Annotated in this window: 13 protein-coding genes; 9 read left to right on the top strand and 4 right to left on the bottom strand. The window is 62.5% G+C overall.

The window, feature by feature from the left end; all coding sequences use genetic code 11:
* Positions 1 to 4: 4 nt before the first annotated feature.
* From ACKUUJ_RS06545 to ACKUUJ_RS06520, 6 genes are all read left to right on the top strand, one after another.
* A complete protein-coding gene (locus ACKUUJ_RS06545; protein WP_409065072.1) occupies positions 5 to 1837 on the top strand; it encodes an NAD(P)-binding protein in 1833 nt (610 codons plus the stop codon).
* A gap of 50 nt (positions 1838 to 1887) precedes the next feature.
* Entirely contained in the window at positions 1888 to 3642 is a 1755-nt protein-coding gene (locus ACKUUJ_RS06540; protein WP_409065138.1) for a [FeFe] hydrogenase, group A, read from the top strand.
* Between the two features lie 2 nt (positions 3643 to 3644).
* Entirely contained in the window at positions 3645 to 4703 is a 1059-nt protein-coding gene (locus ACKUUJ_RS06535; protein WP_409065071.1) for an ABC transporter substrate-binding protein, read from the top strand.
* Positions 4704 to 4706: 3 nt separating this feature from the next.
* Positions 4707 to 6086, top strand: a complete 1380-nt coding sequence (locus ACKUUJ_RS06530) for an ATP-binding cassette domain-containing protein (RefSeq protein WP_409065070.1) — start codon at positions 4707 to 4709, stop codon at positions 6084 to 6086.
* Between the two features lie 227 nt (positions 6087 to 6313).
* A complete protein-coding gene (locus tag ACKUUJ_RS06525; RefSeq protein ID WP_196025235.1) occupies positions 6314 to 6514 on the top strand; it encodes a type II toxin-antitoxin system RelB/DinJ family antitoxin in 201 nt (66 codons plus the stop codon).
* 83 nt (positions 6515 to 6597) lie between these two features.
* Positions 6598 to 7500: a lysostaphin resistance A-like protein gene (locus ACKUUJ_RS06520; RefSeq protein WP_409065069.1), complete on the top strand. Its 903-nt coding sequence runs from the start codon at positions 6598 to 6600 to the stop codon at positions 7498 to 7500.
* A gap of 162 nt (positions 7501 to 7662) precedes the next feature.
* On the opposite strand, the gene ACKUUJ_RS06515 is transcribed toward ACKUUJ_RS06520, so the two are convergent.
* On the bottom strand, positions 7663 to 9804 hold the full coding sequence (locus ACKUUJ_RS06515; RefSeq protein WP_409065068.1) for a YgiQ family radical SAM protein: 2142 nt from the start codon (positions 9802 to 9804) through the stop codon (positions 7663 to 7665).
* 253 nt (positions 9805 to 10057) lie between these two features.
* Between ACKUUJ_RS06515 and ACKUUJ_RS06510 the strand changes: the two genes are divergently transcribed.
* The 3 genes from ACKUUJ_RS06510 (at position 10058) to ACKUUJ_RS06500 (ending at position 13463) form a co-directional block, all read left to right on the top strand.
* Entirely contained in the window at positions 10058 to 10774 is a 717-nt protein-coding gene (locus ACKUUJ_RS06510; protein WP_409065067.1) for a YoaK family protein, read from the top strand.
* A gap of 228 nt (positions 10775 to 11002) precedes the next feature.
* The gene (gene fucO / locus ACKUUJ_RS06505) at positions 11003 to 12169 is read left to right on the top strand and encodes a lactaldehyde reductase (protein ID WP_409065066.1); all 1167 of its coding nucleotides are present in this window, start codon (positions 11003 to 11005) and stop codon (positions 12167 to 12169) included.
* Positions 12170 to 12443: 274 nt separating this feature from the next.
* On the top strand, positions 12444 to 13463 hold the full coding sequence (locus ACKUUJ_RS06500) for a M42 family metallopeptidase (RefSeq protein ID WP_409065065.1): 1020 nt from the start codon (positions 12444 to 12446) through the stop codon (positions 13461 to 13463).
* A 135-nt stretch (positions 13464 to 13598) separates the two neighbouring features.
* Here the strand turns inward: ACKUUJ_RS06500 and ACKUUJ_RS06495 are convergent, their stop codons facing one another.
* The 3 genes from ACKUUJ_RS06495 to cysK form a co-directional block, all read right to left on the bottom strand.
* The gene (locus ACKUUJ_RS06495; protein WP_409065064.1) at positions 13599 to 14972 is read right to left on the bottom strand and encodes a hypothetical protein; all 1374 of its coding nucleotides are present in this window, start codon (positions 14970 to 14972) and stop codon (positions 13599 to 13601) included.
* 152 nt (positions 14973 to 15124) lie between these two features.
* Positions 15125 to 16348: a tRNA 2-thiouridine(34) synthase MnmA gene (gene mnmA / locus ACKUUJ_RS06490; protein ID WP_409065137.1), complete on the bottom strand. Its 1224-nt coding sequence runs from the start codon at positions 16346 to 16348 to the stop codon at positions 15125 to 15127.
* Positions 16349 to 16405: 57 nt separating this feature from the next.
* The gene (gene cysK / locus ACKUUJ_RS06485; RefSeq protein ID WP_409065063.1) at positions 16406 to 17344 is read right to left on the bottom strand and encodes a cysteine synthase A; all 939 of its coding nucleotides are present in this window, start codon (positions 17342 to 17344) and stop codon (positions 16406 to 16408) included.
* Positions 17345 to 17350: the final 6 nt, after the last annotated feature.

Genomic DNA, 17350 nt, shown 5'->3' with positions numbered 1-17350 from the left:
TCTTATGGCTCGACTGCATGTAATGGAACGCAGCCACGCTCAGGCCGTCATGGACGACCTGCACGATGCGCTCGGACGTCGTCTGGCGGTGAGTTCGCTCGCCCCGTGTCCCGTTGAGTTTACGGCAGCACTCGTCAACCTGTGCTCCACCCAGAGCTGCGGCAAGTGCACGCCCTGCCGTGTGGGCCTGAGCGCGCTGAGCGACCTGCTCGCCGATGTGCTCGAAGGCCGCGCCGATGAGTCCACGCTCAATCTGATCGAGCGCACCGCCCGCACCATCTATCTTTCGAGCGACTGCGCCATCGGTTACGAGGCCGGCGCCATGGCGCTCACGGCTATCCGCGGTTTTCGCGACGACTTTGAGCACCACATCCGTGAGCACTCCTGCGGCTTTGACCGCGATGCCCGCGTTCCGTGCGTCTCAGGCTGCCCGGCGCACGTCGACATTCCCGGGTACATTTCGCTCGTCGAGGCCGGTCGCTATGCCGATGCCGTCAAGGTCATCCGCAAGAACAATCCGCTGCCGCTCGTTTGCGGCCTGGTGTGCGAGCATCCCTGCGAGATGCACTGCCGTCGCGGCATGGTCGACGATCCTATGAACATCCTCGCCCTCAAGCGTTTTGCCGTTGAGCACAGCGACCTCAACGATTACAAGCCCAGCGTGGCCGACAACACCGGCAAGCGCATCGCCGTGATCGGTGGCGGCCCAGCCGGCCTTTCATGCGCCTACTACCTGGCCGTGATGGGCCACAAGGTGACCATTTTTGAGCAGCGCCACCACCTGGGCGGCATGCTGCGCTACGGCATCCCCAGCTATCGTCTGCCGCGCGAGCGCCTGCAGGCCGAGGTCGACTGGATCTTGAGCGCCGGCATCGACGTGGAGCTCGATCACTCCGTGAGCGGTGAGGAGCTCGCCCGTCTGCGCGACGAGTTCGATGCCGTCTACTTGGCCATCGGTGCCCACAGCGATAAGAAGCTCGGCCTTCCGGGCGAAGAGGCGCCCGGCGTTGAGTCGGCCGTCAAGATGCTGCGCGCCATCGGCGATGACGAGCTGCCCGACCTAAGCGGCCAGCGCGTGTGCGTCATCGGCGGCGGCAACGTTGCCATGGACGTGGCTCGCTCTGCCGTGCGCTGCGGTGCCGAAAAGGTAAGCATCGTCTACCGCCGTCGCATCTGCGATATGACGGCCCAGGACGCCGAGATCGCCGGTGCCCAGGCCGAGGGCTGCGAGGTGCTGGAGTTGACGGCCCCGCTCGCCATCGAGACGGGCGAGGACGGTCGCGTGAACGGCCTGCGCGTGCAGCCGCAGATTATCGGCGAGCCCCGCCGCGGTCGTCCGGCTCCGCGTGCCGCCGCCACGCCCGAGCACGTCATCCCCTGCGAGCGCGTGTTCGTCGCCATTGGCCAGGACATCGATTCCAAGCCGTTTGAGGAGATGGGCATTGCCTGCAAGTGGGGCTGCGTCGTCACCGATTCGGATGGCGCCGTGCCCAACTTCGATGGCCTCTTTAGCGGCGGCGACTGCCAGACCGGCCCCGCTACCGTCATCCGCGCCATCAATGCCGGCCGCGTGGCTTCGGCAAACATCGACCGCTATCTGGGCTTCGACCACAAGATCAAGCTCGACGTGGAGCTGCCGACCGTCCAGTTTAAGGGCAAGCACGAGTGCGGCCGCTGCGAGCTGGGCGAGCGCGAGGCCGGCGAGCGCATTCACGATTGGAATCTGGTCGAGCAGGGTCTCACCGAGCAGGAGGCGCGCCAGGAGGCGAGCCGCTGCCTGCGCTGCGACCACTTTGGCTTTGGCGCGTTCCGCGGAGGGAGGAACCTGGAATGGTAGAGCCCAACAAAACCACCGTCAGCGACAACACCGAAAACGGAGCGCACAATATGGTCAAGCTCACTATCGATAATTGCGAGGTCGTGGTTCCCGAGCACACCACGATCCTGGACGCAGCCAAGTCCGTCGGCATTCAGATTCCTACCCTGTGCTACCTGCGCGATCTAAACGAGATCGGCGGTTGCCGCGTGTGCGTGGTCGAGGTTGAGGGCTGCGACCAGCTGGTTGCCGCCTGCAACAACTACGTGCTCGACGGCATGGTGGTCCACACCAACAGCCCCAAGGCGCGCGAAGCCCGTCGCACCAACGTGCAGCTGCTGCTGTCCCAGCACGATTCGCAGTGCACGAGCTGCGTGCGCAGCGGCAACTGCAACCTGCAGACCATCGCCAATGACCTGGGCATTTTCTATCTGCCGTATCAAAGGCATTTGACGGGCGAGGGCTGGGATTTCGATTTTCCCATCATCCGCGAAAACGACAAGTGCATTAAATGCATGCGCTGCATTAAGGTGTGCGAGAGCGTACAGGGCCTAGGGATCTGGGACCTGACCAACCGCGCCACGCATACCGCCGTGGGTACCCGCGGGCGCGTGCCAATCGGCAAGACCGATTGCGTCGCGTGCGGCCAGTGCATTACGCATTGTCCGACGGGCGCACTGCGCGAGCGCGACGATACCGAGACCGTGTTCGATGCTCTCGCCGATCCCGACAAGATCGTGCTGGTGCAGATTGCGCCGGCCGTGCGCAGCGCTTGGGGCGAGGAGCTCGGCATTCCGCGCGAGGCGGCCACCGTCGAGCGCCTGGCGTGTGCGCTGCGTCGCGTGGGCTTTGAGTACGTGTTCGATACCGATTTCTCGGCCGACCTCACCATTATGGAGGAGGGCTCCGAGCTGCTCGAGCGCCTGGGCGCCGCCGCCAAGGGCGAGGGTGACAGCCGCGGCTTGCCCATGTTTACGAGCTGCTGCCCGGGCTGGGTACGCTTTGTGAAGGCCCGCTATCCGGAGTTTGTCGACAGCCTGTCTACGTCCAAGTCGCCGCAGCAGATGTTCGGCGCCATCGCCAAGACCTACTATGCCAAAGTGCTGGGCGTGGAGCCCGAGCGTCTGTTTGTGGTGTCCGTGATGCCGTGCACGGCCAAGAAGGCCGAGTGCGCGCTGCCGAGCATGGTGGGCGAGGACGGCACGCCCGATGTGGACGTTGCGCTGACGGTGCGCGAGATGGTGCGCATGATCCGCGCGAGCCACGTGAGCGTGGATACGCTGGTTGAGGAGCCGCTCGATACGCCGCTGGGCTTTGGCACGGGCGCGGGTGTGATCTTTGGCGCCACGGGCGGCGTGATGGAGGCCGCCGTGCGCTCGGCCTATTACCTGGTGACGGGCAAGAACCCCGACGCCGACTTCTTTACCGATGTGCGCGGCCTGGACGGCTGGAAGGAAGCCGTCGCCGATATCGATGGTACCAAGGTGCGCGTCGCCGTGGCGCACGGGCTGGGCAACGCCGCCCGTCTGCTCGACGCGATTCGCGACGGCCGCGTGAGCTATGACTTCGTTGAGGTCATGGCGTGCCCGGGCGGCTGCGTCGGTGGCGGCGGCCAGCCCATCCACGACGGCTGTGAGCTGGCAGCCGAGCGTGGCCAGGTGCTCTGGGGCCTCGATGCGAAGGCGGACATTCGCTTCTCGCACGAGAATCCCGATGTCCAGGCGTGCTACAGCGAGTTTTTGGGCGCGCCGCTCTCGCCGCTGGCCGAGGACCTGCTGCATACCGACCATCACGCCTGGTCGATGCCCAACGAGGGGGCGTGCTAGCGATGCGCGCTTTTGATGTTGAGATGTCGCGCCGGGGGTTTGCCTCGGTGCTCGCCGCGGGCGCCCTGTCGCTTGCGCTCGCGGGCTGTGGTGGCGGAGCTACCGGTGCCGGGTCCGCCGCGGGTTCGGCTGCCGGGTCTGCTGCGGGCGGTTCTGCTGTCGAGCCGGTTGAGGTGCACGTCGCGTCGCTCAAGGGTCCGACCTCGATTGGCCTGGTGCAGTTTATGGACCAGGCTGCCGACGGTGCCACGGACAACGAGTTCGACTTTGCGATCAACACTGCCGCCGACGAGATCGTGCCCAAGGTGATTCAGGGCGATGTCGACATTGCCCTGGTGCCCGCCAACGTGGCGAGCGTGCTTTACAACAAGACCGAGGGTGCGGTGCAGGTCATCGACATCAACACGCTGGGCGTGCTGAACGTGGTGACGGGCGACGCGAGTGTGGCCTCGTTTGGCGATTTGGCGGGCCATACCGTCTATATGACGGGCAAGGGCACCACGCCGGAGTACGTCATGAACTACCTGCTGGAGCGCGCGGGCCTGACCGGCCAGGTGACGCTCGAGTTTAAGAGCGAGCCCACCGAGGTGCTGTCGGCCCTGCTTGCCGACCCGTCCGCCGTGGGCGTGCTGCCGGAGCCGTTCAAGACCGCTGCCATCGCCAAGAGCGAGGGCAAGCTGTCGGCACCGGTAAGTCTGACCGATGTGTGGGATGAGCTGGCAGGAGACACGGGCTCGCGCCTGCTGACGGGTGTGACCGTGGTGCGCCGCGCGTTTGCCGAGGAACATCCCAAGGCCGTGGCGGAATTCCTGAGCTGCCATGCGGCGAGCGTGAAGGCCGTGAACGCGGCGCCGGCGGACTGGGCTCAGTCCGTGGTCGATGCGGGTATCGTGGATAACGCCGCGATTGCCGAAAAGGCGATTCCCGGGTGCATGCTCGTGTGCCAGACGGGGAAGGATATGAAGGCGGCACTCGGTGGGTACCTGCAGGTGCTGGCCGATGCGGACGCGAGCGCCGTGGGCGGCAAGCTCCCGGCCGATGATTTCTACTACATGGAGTAGCCCGTGCGTGCGTTTGCTCGACAAATGACAAAGCGTATGAAGGCGGTGGCGGCAGCAGGTGCCGTTGCCGCCTTTTGGCTTGCCGTGTGGGCTTTCGCGGCGGCGCTGGTGGCACAGCCGCTGATTTTGCCGGGGCCGGGCGCTGTTGTGGTGGCGTTGCTGCGGCTGGTGTGCGATGCCACCACGTGGGCGATTCTGGTGGGCTCAGGCGCACGGATACTGGGCGGGCTGGCGTTTGCCGCGGTGTTTGGTGGCGTACTTGCCGGGATTTCATCACGGTCGCGGACGTTTGCCCGCCTGGTGGCGCCGGCACTTTCGTTTGTTAAGGCGACGCCGGTTGCCTGCGTGGTGGTCCTGTTGCTTATCTGGCTGGGATCGGCGCGCGTGAGCATCGCCGCTGTCTTTTTGATGGCGCTGCCGGGCGTGTATTTTTCGCTGGCCGAGGGGCTGGCTCAGGTTGATCAGCCGCTGGAGCAGATGTTCCGCCTGCATGGCGTGCGGGGCTGGCGACTGTTTTGCGCCCATACCTGGCGCGAGGTCCTGCCGTTTGCGCTTTCGTGTGCGCGTGCCGTGATCGGCATGAGCTGGAAGGCCGGCGTGGCAGCGGAGTTGATTGGCATGGCGGCTGGTACCGTGGGCGAGCGCATCTATCAGGCGAAGCTGCTCATCGAGACGGCTGACCTGCTGACGTGGACCGTGTTGGTCGTGGCGGCATCGTGGGCGTGCGAGCGTGTGCTGGTGTGGTTGCTGCGGGCTTCGGGGCCCGCGGCATGGCGTGTTGCCGTGCGGGCGCATGGGCATGGTAATCGCTGGCGTGCGGGCGGCCCTGCTGGCGGCGGGGTTGCGGCGGAGCTTGCACTCGCCGTGGGCGATCGAGCGCCCTGGGCGCCGGCGCTCGACGGTCTGGAGCTTAACGTGCCCGCGGGTGGGCGTATCTGTGTGATGGGCGCTTCGGGCTTGGGCAAGTCGACGTTGCTTGCGCTGGCGGCGGGGGAGTGCGTGCCGTGCTCCATGGTGTTTCAGGATGTGCGCCTGGTAGAGGGCGCCTCGGCTTTGGATAACGTGCTGGTGTGCGCCGACGCGCGCGTGGACGCCTCGAGTGCCGCTGCCCTGCTGCGCCTGCTGGTGCCGGGGGTCGATGTACATGCTCGTGTGGCCGAGCTCTCGGGCGGGCAGCGCCGTCGCGTCGAGATCGCCCGAGCCCTGCTGTGTCCGGGCGACGCGGTGATTCTGGACGAGCCCTTTACCGGTCTAGATACCGCTGCGCGCGACGCATGCGCCGAGGTCGTGCTCGACTTGCTCGACGGCCGCATGCTGTTGCTTGCCACGCACGATGCCGTCGACGCTCGGGCCCTCAATATCTCGGATATCATCACGCTCTAAAAGCCATTTCAGGCGCTAACTCAACAATAAAATGATTCATTTTCTTCCGTCTCCATGGGATCTGGTATGGTATTCTATCTGCGGGGTAATACTTAGGAATACCAAGTAATACCAACGCCGTAGAAACAAACTCCAGATGCGGGCCAATCGGGTTGCCTTCACAGCCCGTCGCCCAGCCGCGTGGCCCGCATCTATCCGCACCACCGTCGTTTCAAAAAGGAAGCGCCATGGCAGAACACATGACCCCGGTTGTCGCGAAGGTCTTGCCCGAGGAGAAGGCAGCCTTCGCGGCAGCAACCCAGCTCGTGGGCACCACGCCGTCCAACGCCATCCGCATGTTCATCGCTGCGTTCAATCGCTGCGGCACCTTTCCGTTCGACATTTCGCCCAGCGGGGCCTTTGGCGCTGCGCCCGATTCTCATCAATAAGTGATCCGTTTTCCTCCGTCCCCATGGGATCAGCTCTCTGCCGAGTTGTGGTAGAACTAGGGAATGGTTTTGAGGAGGTTGGCATGCTCAATGCGATAGCGTGGGCGCTTGCCTGTTTTGGCGTTGTCGCTGCCGATATAGCCCTGAGCGTGGTTCTGTTTTCGGTTCTCGATGCCGTATCGGTGCTGACGGGCTATCCGATCGACAATCTCGATATCCAATGGTTCCAGGCCGTCGCGCAGACGGCATCGTTTTTGATGGCACTGCTGTGGTGGCGTTATCTGTGGCCGCGTTCGTTTATGGCACGCCGGCAAAGCGAACATCCGCTTGGCGGGGGAGCGCGTGGGGCGTGGAAACGCATCGCCTGCGTTATCGTGATTGGCCTGGCCTTGCAGGTGGTCGTTGGCTACGTGACCGACGCCGTGCTGTCGCTGTTGCCCGAGGCGGCGGCTGACTACAGCGAGCTTGTCGAGGAAACAGGCATGGGCGACACGAGCTATCTGGCCGTCCTGACCACGGTGCTCGGGGCTCCGTTTTGCGAGGAACTGCTGGTGCGCGGTATCATTTTTGAGTTTTCGCTCAGAGCGTTTAATTCACAGTGCCGTCCGCTCTGGAAGCGCCGGCGCCGTGTGAACGCGCAGGACGGCGCCATAGTGCCCTGGGCGGCTCCGAGTACCTGGGGCGTCGCCGCGGCAATCGTACTGCAGGCGGCAATCTTCGGCTTTATGCACATGAACTGGGTGCAGGGCTGCTATGCGGGCGCTGCCGGCCTCATTTTTGGCTGGGTGCTCGTGACGACCGGAAAGCTCCGCTACACGATCCTGCTGCACTTTGCCTTTAATGCCGGGTCGTACCTCATGGGCCTGCTGTGGTTTGTGAACACGCCGCTCGACGTGGTGGTCACGGTTGCCATTGCCGGTTTCGTACTGGTAGAGGCGATGCGGTCGCTCAGGCAGGCGTGCCAGCTGGCTCGCTCCCGTCAGTAAATGTGATTCCCCTAAGGAAAACACGGCTAGGTGCGTCTGAACGTGTTCTCCCTAGGGAAATCACGACTAGAGACAGCCTAAGTGTGTTCTCCCTAGGAAAACACGCCTGGGCTGATGAAGGGGCACCGGCTGGCCAAGAGATGCCGGCCGGCCCTCGCCACGCTAGTTGCGGCGTCCGCCGCCGTTGGCGCCCTGCCGTCCCTGGGCCGCGCGATTGCGACCGGCGGTGTTCTGCGCACGCGACATGCCGCCGTGGCCCTTGCTGCCCTTGGGCCCCTTGCCGGCGGCGCCACCGTGGGCCTTGCCGCCCTTCTTGCCAGTGCCGTGTCCGCCGCTGGCCGATGCCTCGCCCGGGCGCGGCGGCACGGGACGGATCAGGCAATGCTTGGTGTAGCCGATCAGGTCGCGGCGCCCGGCCTTTTCCAGCGCCTCGCGTACCAGCTTGTAGTTCTCGGGCTTGCGATACTGGATGAGCGCGCGTTGCATGGCCTTCTCGTGCGGGTCGCGCGCCACATAGATCGGCTCCATGGTGCGCGGGTCCACGCCGGTGTAGTACATGCACGTCGACATGGTGGACGGTGTGGGGTAGAAGTCCTGCACCTGCTCGGGCATGTAGCCCATGTCGCGCACGGCCTCGGCAAGGTCCACGGCTTCCTTCATGGTTGAACCGGGGTGGCTCGAGATCAGGTATGGCACCACATACTGCTTGAGTCCGTATTCGCGGTTCAGGCGTTCAAATTTACGGCAGAACGCGTCGTAGACGGCGCGGCTTGGCTTGCCCATCACGGACAACACCGCGTCGCTCACGTGCTCGGGCGCTACGCGCAGCTGGCCCGAGACATGGTGCTCCAGCAGCTCGCGCAAAAATTCGTCCGAGGCGTCGGCCATGGTGTAGTCAAAACGGATGCCGCTGCGCACGAAGACCTTCTTGACGCCCGGCAGCTGGCGCAGGTCGCGCAGCAACTGCGTGTAGCCGCTCTCGTCGACCACCATGTTCTTGCACACGCTCGGCCACAGGCAACGCTTGTTTTTGCACACGCCGTGCTTGAGCTGCTTGTCGCAGGCAGGACGACTAAAGTTGGCCGTCGGCCCTCCTACGTCGTTGATGTAGCCCTTAAACTCGGGATCTCGCGTGAGCAGCTCGGCCTCGCGCATGATCGAGTCGTGGCTGCGCATCTGCAGCACGCGGCCCTGGTGGAAGGTGAGGGCGCAAAACGAGCACTCACCAAAGCATCCGCGGTTGGAGCTAATGGAAAACTTGATCTCGGCAAAGGCCGGCACGCCGCCCGCTGCGTCGTAGTCGGGATGCCAATCGCGTGCGTAGGGGAGTTCGGCCACCTCGTCCATCTCGTCGGTGGTGAGTGTCGCCGACGGCGGGTTTTGCACCACATAGACGCTGTTGGGGTAGGGCTCTACCAGGCGATGCCCGGTGATGGGGTCCATATTCTGCTGCTGCACGTTAAAGCTGCGCGCGTAGTTGAGCTTGTCGGCGGTAAGGTCGTCCCAACTGGGCAGCAGGTCGTAGTCGTAGACCTCATCGAGCGAACTCGTGCGGTAGACGGTGCCGTTGATATAGGTGATCTGATCGATGGGCAGCCCCGCGTCGAGCGCGTCGGCGATCTCGACGATCGCGTGCTCGCCCATGCCGTAGATGAGGATGTCGGCGCCCGAGTCGAGCAGTACCGAGCGCTTGAGCTTGTCCTGCCAGTAATCGTAGTGGGCCAGACGGCGCAGGCTCGCCTCGATGCCGCCGATGATGATGGGAGCGTCCTTGAACGTCTGGCGGATGAGGTTACCGTAGACCGTGACGGCTCGGTTGGGACGGTGCCCCTCCTCGCCACCGGGGGTATAGGCGTCGGTGTGGCGGCGGTGCTTGGTCACCGAATAGTGGTTGACCATGGAGTCCATGTTGCCGGCACTGACGAGAAAGCCCAGACGCGGCTCGCCGAGCACCGTGATGCTGGCGGGGTCAGTCCAGTCGGGTTGGCAGATAATGCCCACTTTGTAGCCGTGCGCGTCGAGCACGCGGCTGACGATGGCCATACCAAAGCTAGGGTGGTCCACGTAGGCGTCGCCGCAGATGTAGACAAAGTCGCACTGGTCCCAACCGCGCGCATCCATGTCGGCACGACTGACGGGGAGGAACTTATCGCGGCCCGGGCGCCAGGGACGGGTGGGCGTCGCTTGGGAATGCTTGGTGCGGGCGACCGTGGCCTGCGCCTTACCGCTGCGCTTTTGCTGCTGGCCGCGCTGGGCATGCTTGCCGTGCTGGTTGTGCTGAGCGTCCTGGGGCTTTTTTGCCACGATTCCTCCCGTTGTTAGTATGCTGCACGTAATTGTAACCAGTCTTTTTGGGACGGCGCTAAAAAGACTGGTGGAGTACATGGGCTGGCGGATCGGCGCGTCGATGCGTGTGTTGTTTGTTTCCAGACTGTGTATCCCCGTGCCGAAGGGGCCGTCTCGCGCGCATGCCATGTTGTCAATGGGTTACAGTATGAACGGCGGCTATGTCTCCGCCAACGCACGAGAGAGTCGTCAACAAGGAGGATACACGACGATGCAGCGTGCCAAACAGATATCGGAGTCTATTGAGCTGGGCATCATCTTGGCGCTCGCCGGTGGCTTTATGGATGTGTATTCGTACATTGGGCGCGATCATGTTTTCGCCAACGCGCAGACGGGCAACATCCTGCTCGTGGGCGTGAGCATCTCGGAGGGCAACTGGGCGCTGGCGGGACGCTATTTCTTCCCCGTGGTGTCGTTTGCCGTGGGCATTATGCTTGCCGACCTGGTACACGAGCGGTTTGGTAGTGTGATTCATTGGCGCCAGGTGACGGTGTTTTTTGAAGCCGTTATCTTGCTGGGCGTGAGCTTTATCCCGGGTGGCGATTTCAACCTGCTCGCCAACTGCCTCACCTCATTTGCCTGCGGTATGCAGGTCGAGAGCTTCCGCAAGATCCACGGTCACGGCATCGCCACGACTATGTGCATTGGCAACCTCCGTAATGCCTTGCAAAACGTGGACGACTACATCATCACCCATAAGCGCGGCTTTTTGGAAAACGGCCTGCTGTACTTTGGCGTGATCTTCACCTTTGTGTTTGGCGCCGTGCTGGGCAATTGGTGCATTGAGCGCATGGGCCTGCACGCCATTGCGGTGGCGAGCGTGCTGCTGTTTGTCGCGTTTGGCATTATGTTTATCGACCGCGAGCGCGATTTGCGCTTTCGCTGGAAACGCGCCTGCGAAAATTGGAAAGACGCCTGCCAAAAATAACGGCAGGATATGACAGGGGCAGTTCCCTTGTCAGATAGATCGATAATGGGGAGGGGACGGCCATCTTGGCCGCCCCTTTTTTGTTTAGCGGTCAGGTGGTGACGATACCAGTTGTTGAAACGCTTTAACACCTTTGACGTTCTCGCGCGTTTTTTGTTTCAAAAGCGTTAGGATGGAACTAATAGCGCGGGGCGTAATGGGTGCCCCGCACACGATGGGAGGCTATCAATGGCTAATCGTTTCGTTCTCAACACCATTTCTTATCATGGTTCTGGCGCTATCAAGGAGATCCCCGGCGAGCTCCAGCGTCGCGGCTACAAGAAGATCTTCGTCTGCTCCGACCCCGATCTGGTCAAGTTTGGCGTTACCGCTAAGGTGACCGACGAGCTCGACGCTGCCGGCATCGCTTGGAGCCTCTACTCCGAGATCAAGCCCAACCCCACCATCCAGAACGTCAAGGACGGCGTCGAGGCCTTCAAGGCCGCCGAGGCTGACGCTATCGTGACCATCGGTGGCGGCTCCTCCATGGACACCGCCAAGGCTATCGGCATCATCATCAACAACCCCGAGTTCGCCGATGTCCGCAGCCTCGAGGGCGTTGCTCCCACTAAGAACCATGCCGTGTTCACCATCGCCGTACCGACGACCGCCGGTACTGCTGCCGAGGTGACCATCAACTACGTCATCACCGACCCCGAGAAGGTCCGCAAGTTCGTGTGCGTCGACACCAACGACGCCCCCGAGGTCGCCGTCGTCGACCCCGACATGATGGCTTCCATGCCCGCCGGCCTGACCGCTTCCACTGGCATGGACGCTCTGACCCATGCCATCGAGGGCTACACCACCAAGGGCGCTTGGGAGCTCTCCGACATGTTCCACTTTGAGGCTATTAAGCTGATTAGCGAGAACCTGCGCGACTCCGTCGCCGAGGCCAAGTCCGGCCAGCCCGGCTCCGGCCGTGAGGGCATGGCTCTTGGCCAGTATGTCGCCGGCATGGGCTTCTCCAACGTCGGCCTGGGCATCGATCACGCCATGGCTCACACCCTGTCCGCTCACTACGACACCCCGCACGGCGTCGCTTGCGCCATGCTGCTGCCGATCGCCATGGAGTTCAACAAGCCGGTTTGCGCCGAGCGTCTGGCCAAGGTCGCCGTCGCCATGGGCGTTGACACCACGGGCATGAGCACCGACGAGGCTGCCGACGCTGCTATCGCCGCCGTCAAGCAGCTTTCCGCCGACGTGAACATCCCGCACGTCTGCGAGGCCATGAAGGCTGACGAGATCGAGATCCTGGCCAAGGACGCCATGGCCGACGCCTGCTTCCCGGGTAACCCGCGCGAGGCGACGCTCGACGACGTCATCGAGCTCTTCAAGAAGATCTGCCCGGCTGCTTAACCTGGTTCGGCGGGCCCCGCCCGTTAGCCCCAGAATCGTCCTCGGACATGTCGGAGGCCCCGCTGCGCACTACGTGCGGCGGGGCCTCCTTCTGTCCTGCGGAAAGATTCTGGGGCTAACGGGCGGGGCCCGCCGGCTCGTTGTCGTGGCGGGCGCTGTTCGGAAGAGGTCGATGGGTCATCTCGCTGGGTAAATATTTGTGCGTGATGGTATCGTTGTTGGGGCTTTTACTGATTACGGGATGTTGACTTTGGAGTTGTGGATGGTGTCCCAAATGGATTCTACGCTTGGTTTTATTACTGACCAGCTTAAGACGCTGACTTCTATCGCCTCGCCTACGGGCTATACCCGTGCGGCGACTGATTATCTAATGGAAACGTTGCGCGATATGGGCTTTGGCCCTGAGCGTTCCAATAAGGGCAACGTGCTGGTTGAGCTTGGCGGCGAGGGTGAACCGCTGGTGTTGGCGAGCCATGTCGATACCCTGGGCGCCATGGTGCGCTCCATTAAGGACAATGGCCGTTTGCGTCCCACGACGCTTGGTGGACATCAGTGGTCTACGGCCGATGGCGAGAACTGCACCGTCTACACGCGTGACGGCAATGTGTACACGGGTGTGGTTCTCAACACCGAGCCTTCGGCGCACGTGGCCGACGAGCCGGTCAAGACCATCGAGAAGAACATGGAAATCCTGCTCGATGAGAATGTCGACAGTAAGGATGACGTGCTTGAGCTGGGCATTCAGACCGGCGACATCATCGCTATGGATCCGCGTACCACGGTGACGGAGAGCGGCTACATTAAGAGTCGCTTCCTGGATGACAAGCTGTCGGCGTCGATTCTGCTGGGTCTGGCCCGCGCCGTTGCTGACGGCGAGGTGTCGCTTTCGCGCAAGGTGTCGCTGCTCTTTACCGTGTACGAGGAGGTCGGCCACGGCGGCGCCTTCGTGCCGGTCGACACGCGCGAGATGATCAGTGTTGACATGGGCTGCGTGGGCGATGATCTGGGCTGCACCGAGCGCATGGTTTCGATTTGTGCCAAGGATTCGGGCGGCCCCTACAACTACGACCTGGTGACCACGCTGTCCAATATCGCGCGCGAGCTTGAGCTCGATTACGCCATCGACGTGTACCCGCATTACGGCTCGGACGTCGAGGCCACGCTCTCTGCCGGCTACGACATCCGTCACGGCCTGATCGGCCCCGGCGTGTACGCGAGCCACAACTACGAGCGCAGCCACATGGACGGCGTGCGCAACACCTACGAGCTCGTCCGCGCCTACGTGCAGCGCTAGGGGGGCAGCGGCCTCGGCTGGCAGCGCAGTACCGACCGAGGCCGCCCTCTGTAAGTTGCGGTGAAATAGGGACTGTTTAAGCGTTTAAAACCGCCAAACAGTCCCTATTTCACCGCAACTTAGGGGGCAGTGCTGTTATCTCTGCACGTGACGTAGTACCTCAACGGCGGCGCTTACCTCTATCATGCGGCGCTCGAGACCGCGGCGGATGGCCTTGAGGCGATTGCCTGCTGTTGCCCATGCGCTTTGTGAGAGGATTTCGACTGCCTCGTCGACGAACCCATCGAGATGCGACGCATCGAACCAATCGAGCGAGTCAGCAAATGCTAGCTGAGCGGAAGGATCTGGACCAAACGGTTTGGCGGCAAATCCAAACTCCCCGGCAACGAGCACGGCGGTTGGCACGTTGTACCACAGGCAATTGCCACTATCGAACAGCGGTGCAGGCCGCATTTCCAGCGTGTCGACATTGCGGATGATGCCGAAGTTTCGCCAGTGGCGGTCGCTGTTGGCCAGGAGGGCATCGCAGACAATCATCTGCGACATGGATTTTCTTACCGCGGCTTCGTCAGCCCCGTGTCTGCCAAGATAGCGACAGTATCGATCGTACGTTGAGTTTCCTCGCTGGCCACCGAGTGCGTCCCTGATATAAGCGGCCGGCACGTATTCCTCACGGCCATTAAGAAAGTCATCGCATAGGCATACGGGCCCGTCGAACATGCGCTCGACCGTATAGGGAACAAACTCACCTTTGGATAGCAGACGCCGATGTAGAGCTGTTGCAACCGCCTCGTTAAACGGTCGCTGATCGTCCATTCCGCATCCTTTGACCAGGATGCGAACACCATTGCGGATCATCCAAGATTTGGGGAGCTCACCCTCGGACGTATTGTCAGGATTTTTGAGTCCGATGCCCTCAAGCCAGCCTGAACGATGCTCGGGTGCCGACCGTTCAAAATCGTTTTCGAAGTAATTGAGGTGCTGCCAATCGAGTCCATCGCAGTCGACCGGTCTTAGCCAATAGCAATCCGAAAGCGAAAAACCCAGGCAACGAACGGGCACTTCAATTCCGCTGTCAATTCCCAGCTCGCGATAGCGCGAGATGAGTCCGGGGCGGACGTCGGGCACCGACCGGTGGCTCCACCACGTGTTGAGCGCTCGTTTATTCACCGTTGGAGAAGAACTCGAGCACGTGCCAAACGGCATCCTTCGTGCATCGAGTATTTCGGCAATTTCAAAGGAAAACTCGCGCGTTGGATCAAACGAGACATGCGCGACCTCGTGGTCGGCTGACATCAACGTGAACTTGCGCCCTACGTCAGCTGCGGGACGGCGCCCACGCTTACGGACCTTTTGATAACCAATCGCGGAATCGTACTGAACCATTTTCCGCCCACCGACGATATCGAACGCGAGCGTTCCCGATGCAGCCAGTTGCGATATACGGGCCTTCGTAACGCCCAGCAGGCGCGCGGCGTCACCCATGGTTATATAGTTGGAAGTACTCATCTGCTGCATCACCTCGTTAAGTATTCTAATCGTTAAATATAGCAAGCACAAACATCATAATACTTAACAAAGTTGCGGTGAAATAGGGACTGTTTAGCGGCTTGAAACGCTTAAACAGTCCCTATTTCACCGCAACTTATCGAGGAGTGCTGTTATTTGATGGCGCCGGTCACGGTGCCGCCGCCCAAGACGACGTCGCCGCGGTAGATAACGACTGCCTGGCCGGGGGCGATGGCTCGCTGCGGTTCGTCAAAAGTCAGCAGCATTTGCCCGTCGGCGCCACGTGTAAGGGTTGCTGCCTGGTCCTTTTGACGGTAGCGGTACTTGGCGCCCACGCGAATGCCGCCGGACGTGAGCTCTGCCTCCATGCGGTCGGCAGGGGCACTCCAGATCCAGTCGTCGGCTGTGAGCGCTGTGGCCGTCAGGTCCTCGGCCTCGCCCAGATGCACAATGTTGTTGGCGGCATCGACGCCCGTTACGTACACGGGATGCGCCATCGCGACGCCCAGGCCCTTGCGCTGGCCGATGGTATAGCGCAGCGCGCCATTGTGGCGCCCGACCACGCTGCCGTCGCGCCACACAATATCGCCCGGTGCAGCGGCATGTCCGCAGCGGCGCTCGATATAGCCCGCGTAGTCGCCGTCCGCGATAAAGCAGATATCCTCGCTCTCGGCCTTCTTGGCGTTGATGAAGCCCTGCTCGGCGGCAATGCGGCGCACGTCGCGCTCTTTGTCCAGCCCAGCCAGCGGAAAGATCGTGTGTGCCAGACGTTCTTGCGTGAGCGAATACAAAAAGTAGCTCTGGTCCTTCTTGGGGTCCTCGCCGCGGTGCAGCTGCCAGGTGCCGTCGGGCGCCTGGCTTGTCTTTGCATAGTGGCCCGTGGCGATGCAGTCGCAGCCCATATCCAGCGCCGCATCGAGCAGCGCGCCAAACTTAATGTGGCGGTTGCAGATAATGCACGGATTGGGTGTCAGCCCCTCCTGGTAGGCGTTCACAAAACGCTCGATAACGTTGCGGTCGAAGGTCTGCTGTAGGTCGGGCACATGGTGGGGTATCCCCAGGCGCTCGGCGACGGCCTTTGCATCGGCGATGTCGCGGTCGACCTTGCTCATGCCCGTGACGGGATCGGGCGCGGGGCAGGTGAGGCGCATGGTGGCACCAACGCATTCGTAGCCCTGGCGCTTGAGCAGATAGGCGGTCACGCTGGAATCGACGCCGCCGCTCATGGCGACGAGCACGCGCTTGTTGTGCATGGGGAGGTTCTCCTTGGTGGCATGTGGCCAAAAAAGAAAAGCGGCGCGGGAGGCTGGTTCCGCGCCGCAGACATTGTAGCAAGTTCGGACGTCTCGTGGGACACCCTGATGGGATGGGCTCAGACTGCCGGGAGAGAGGAGACCGGCTCGTCCCTGGGCTCAACCTATGGGCGACAGGCCCTAGTCCTGGAAGAGTGCCGTGGACAGGTAGCGCTCACCGGTATCGGCGAGCAGCGCCACGATGGTCTTGCCTTCGTTCTCGGGGCGCTTGGCCAGCTGTAGCGCGGCCCACACGGCGGCGCCGGACGAAATGCCCACGAGCACGCCCTCCTTGTGGCCCACGGCGCGGCCGGTCGCAAAGGCGTCGTCGTTCTCGACGGGGATGATTTCGTCATAGATCTGGGTGTCGAGGACGTCGGGCACAAAGCCGGCGCCGATGCCCTGGATCTTGTGCGGGCCGGCCTGGCCCTTAGAGAGCACCGGGGAGGTGGCGGGCTCAACGGCGACGACCTTAATCTCGGGGTTCTGCTCCTTGAGGAACTCGCCCACGCCGGTCACGGTGCCGCCGGTGCCAACGCCGGCGACGAAGATGTCGACCTTGCCGTCGGTGTCATCCCAGATCTCGGGGCCGGTCGTGGCCTTGTGGATGGCGGGGTTGGCGGGGTTTACAAACTGGCCGGCGATAATGCTGTTGGGGGTCTCCTTCTGCAGTTCTTCGGCCTTGGCGATGGCGCCCTTCATGCCCTTGGAACCGTCGGTGAGCACGAGTTGTGCGCCATATGCCTGCATAAGCTTGCGACGCTCGACGGACATAGTCTCGGGCATGGTGATGATCACCTTGTAGCCGCGAGCCGCCGCCACCGAGGCGATGCCGACGCCGGTGTTGCCGCTCGTGGGCTCGATGATGGTGTAGTCGCCGCCGCGCACGAGCTTGCCGGCCTTCTCGGCCTCGTCAATCATGTTCTTGGCGACGCGGTCTTTAACGGACCCGGCGGGGTTGAAGTATTCCAGCTTGACGAGTACGCGGGCCTTGAGGTCCTCATCGGCCTCAAAGTGAGTGAGCTCCAGAAGCGGGGTGTGGCCGATAAGCTGATCGATGGACGTATAAACATTGCTCATGGTGAA

Origin of the sequence: Collinsella sp. wc0583 (assembly GCF_046116915.1) — a bacterium.
GTDB lineage: Bacteria > Actinomycetota > Coriobacteriia > Coriobacteriales > Coriobacteriaceae > Collinsella.
This window is presented reverse-complemented; position numbering and strand designations above follow the sequence as displayed.

Bases quoted from the DNA above. Each gene is read 5' to 3' on its own strand.
- ACKUUJ_RS06540 (WP_409065138.1), top strand. From the start codon at position 1,888: ATGGTCAAGCTCACTATCGATAATTGCGAGGTCGTGGTTCCCGAGCAC.
- ACKUUJ_RS06520 (WP_409065069.1), top strand. From the start codon at position 6,598: ATGCTCAATGCGATAGCGTGGGCGCTTGCCTGTTTTGGCGTTGTCGCT.
- ACKUUJ_RS06545 (WP_409065072.1), top strand. From the start codon at position 5: ATGGCTCGACTGCATGTAATGGAACGCAGCCACGCTCAGGCCGTCATG.
- ACKUUJ_RS06535 (WP_409065071.1), top strand. From the start codon at position 3,645: ATGCGCGCTTTTGATGTTGAGATGTCGCGCCGGGGGTTTGCCTCGGTG.
- ACKUUJ_RS06495 (WP_409065064.1), bottom strand. From the start codon at position 14,972: ATGAGTACTTCCAACTATATAACCATGGGTGACGCCGCGCGCCTGCTG.
- cysK (WP_409065063.1), bottom strand. From the start codon at position 17,344: ATGAGCAATGTTTATACGTCCATCGATCAGCTTATCGGCCACACCCCG.
- ACKUUJ_RS06500 (WP_409065065.1), top strand. From the start codon at position 12,444: ATGGATTCTACGCTTGGTTTTATTACTGACCAGCTTAAGACGCTGACT.
- fucO (WP_409065066.1), top strand. From the start codon at position 11,003: ATGGCTAATCGTTTCGTTCTCAACACCATTTCTTATCATGGTTCTGGC.
- ACKUUJ_RS06525 (WP_196025235.1), top strand. From the start codon at position 6,314: ATGGCAGAACACATGACCCCGGTTGTCGCGAAGGTCTTGCCCGAGGAG.
- ACKUUJ_RS06510 (WP_409065067.1), top strand. From the start codon at position 10,058: ATGCAGCGTGCCAAACAGATATCGGAGTCTATTGAGCTGGGCATCATC.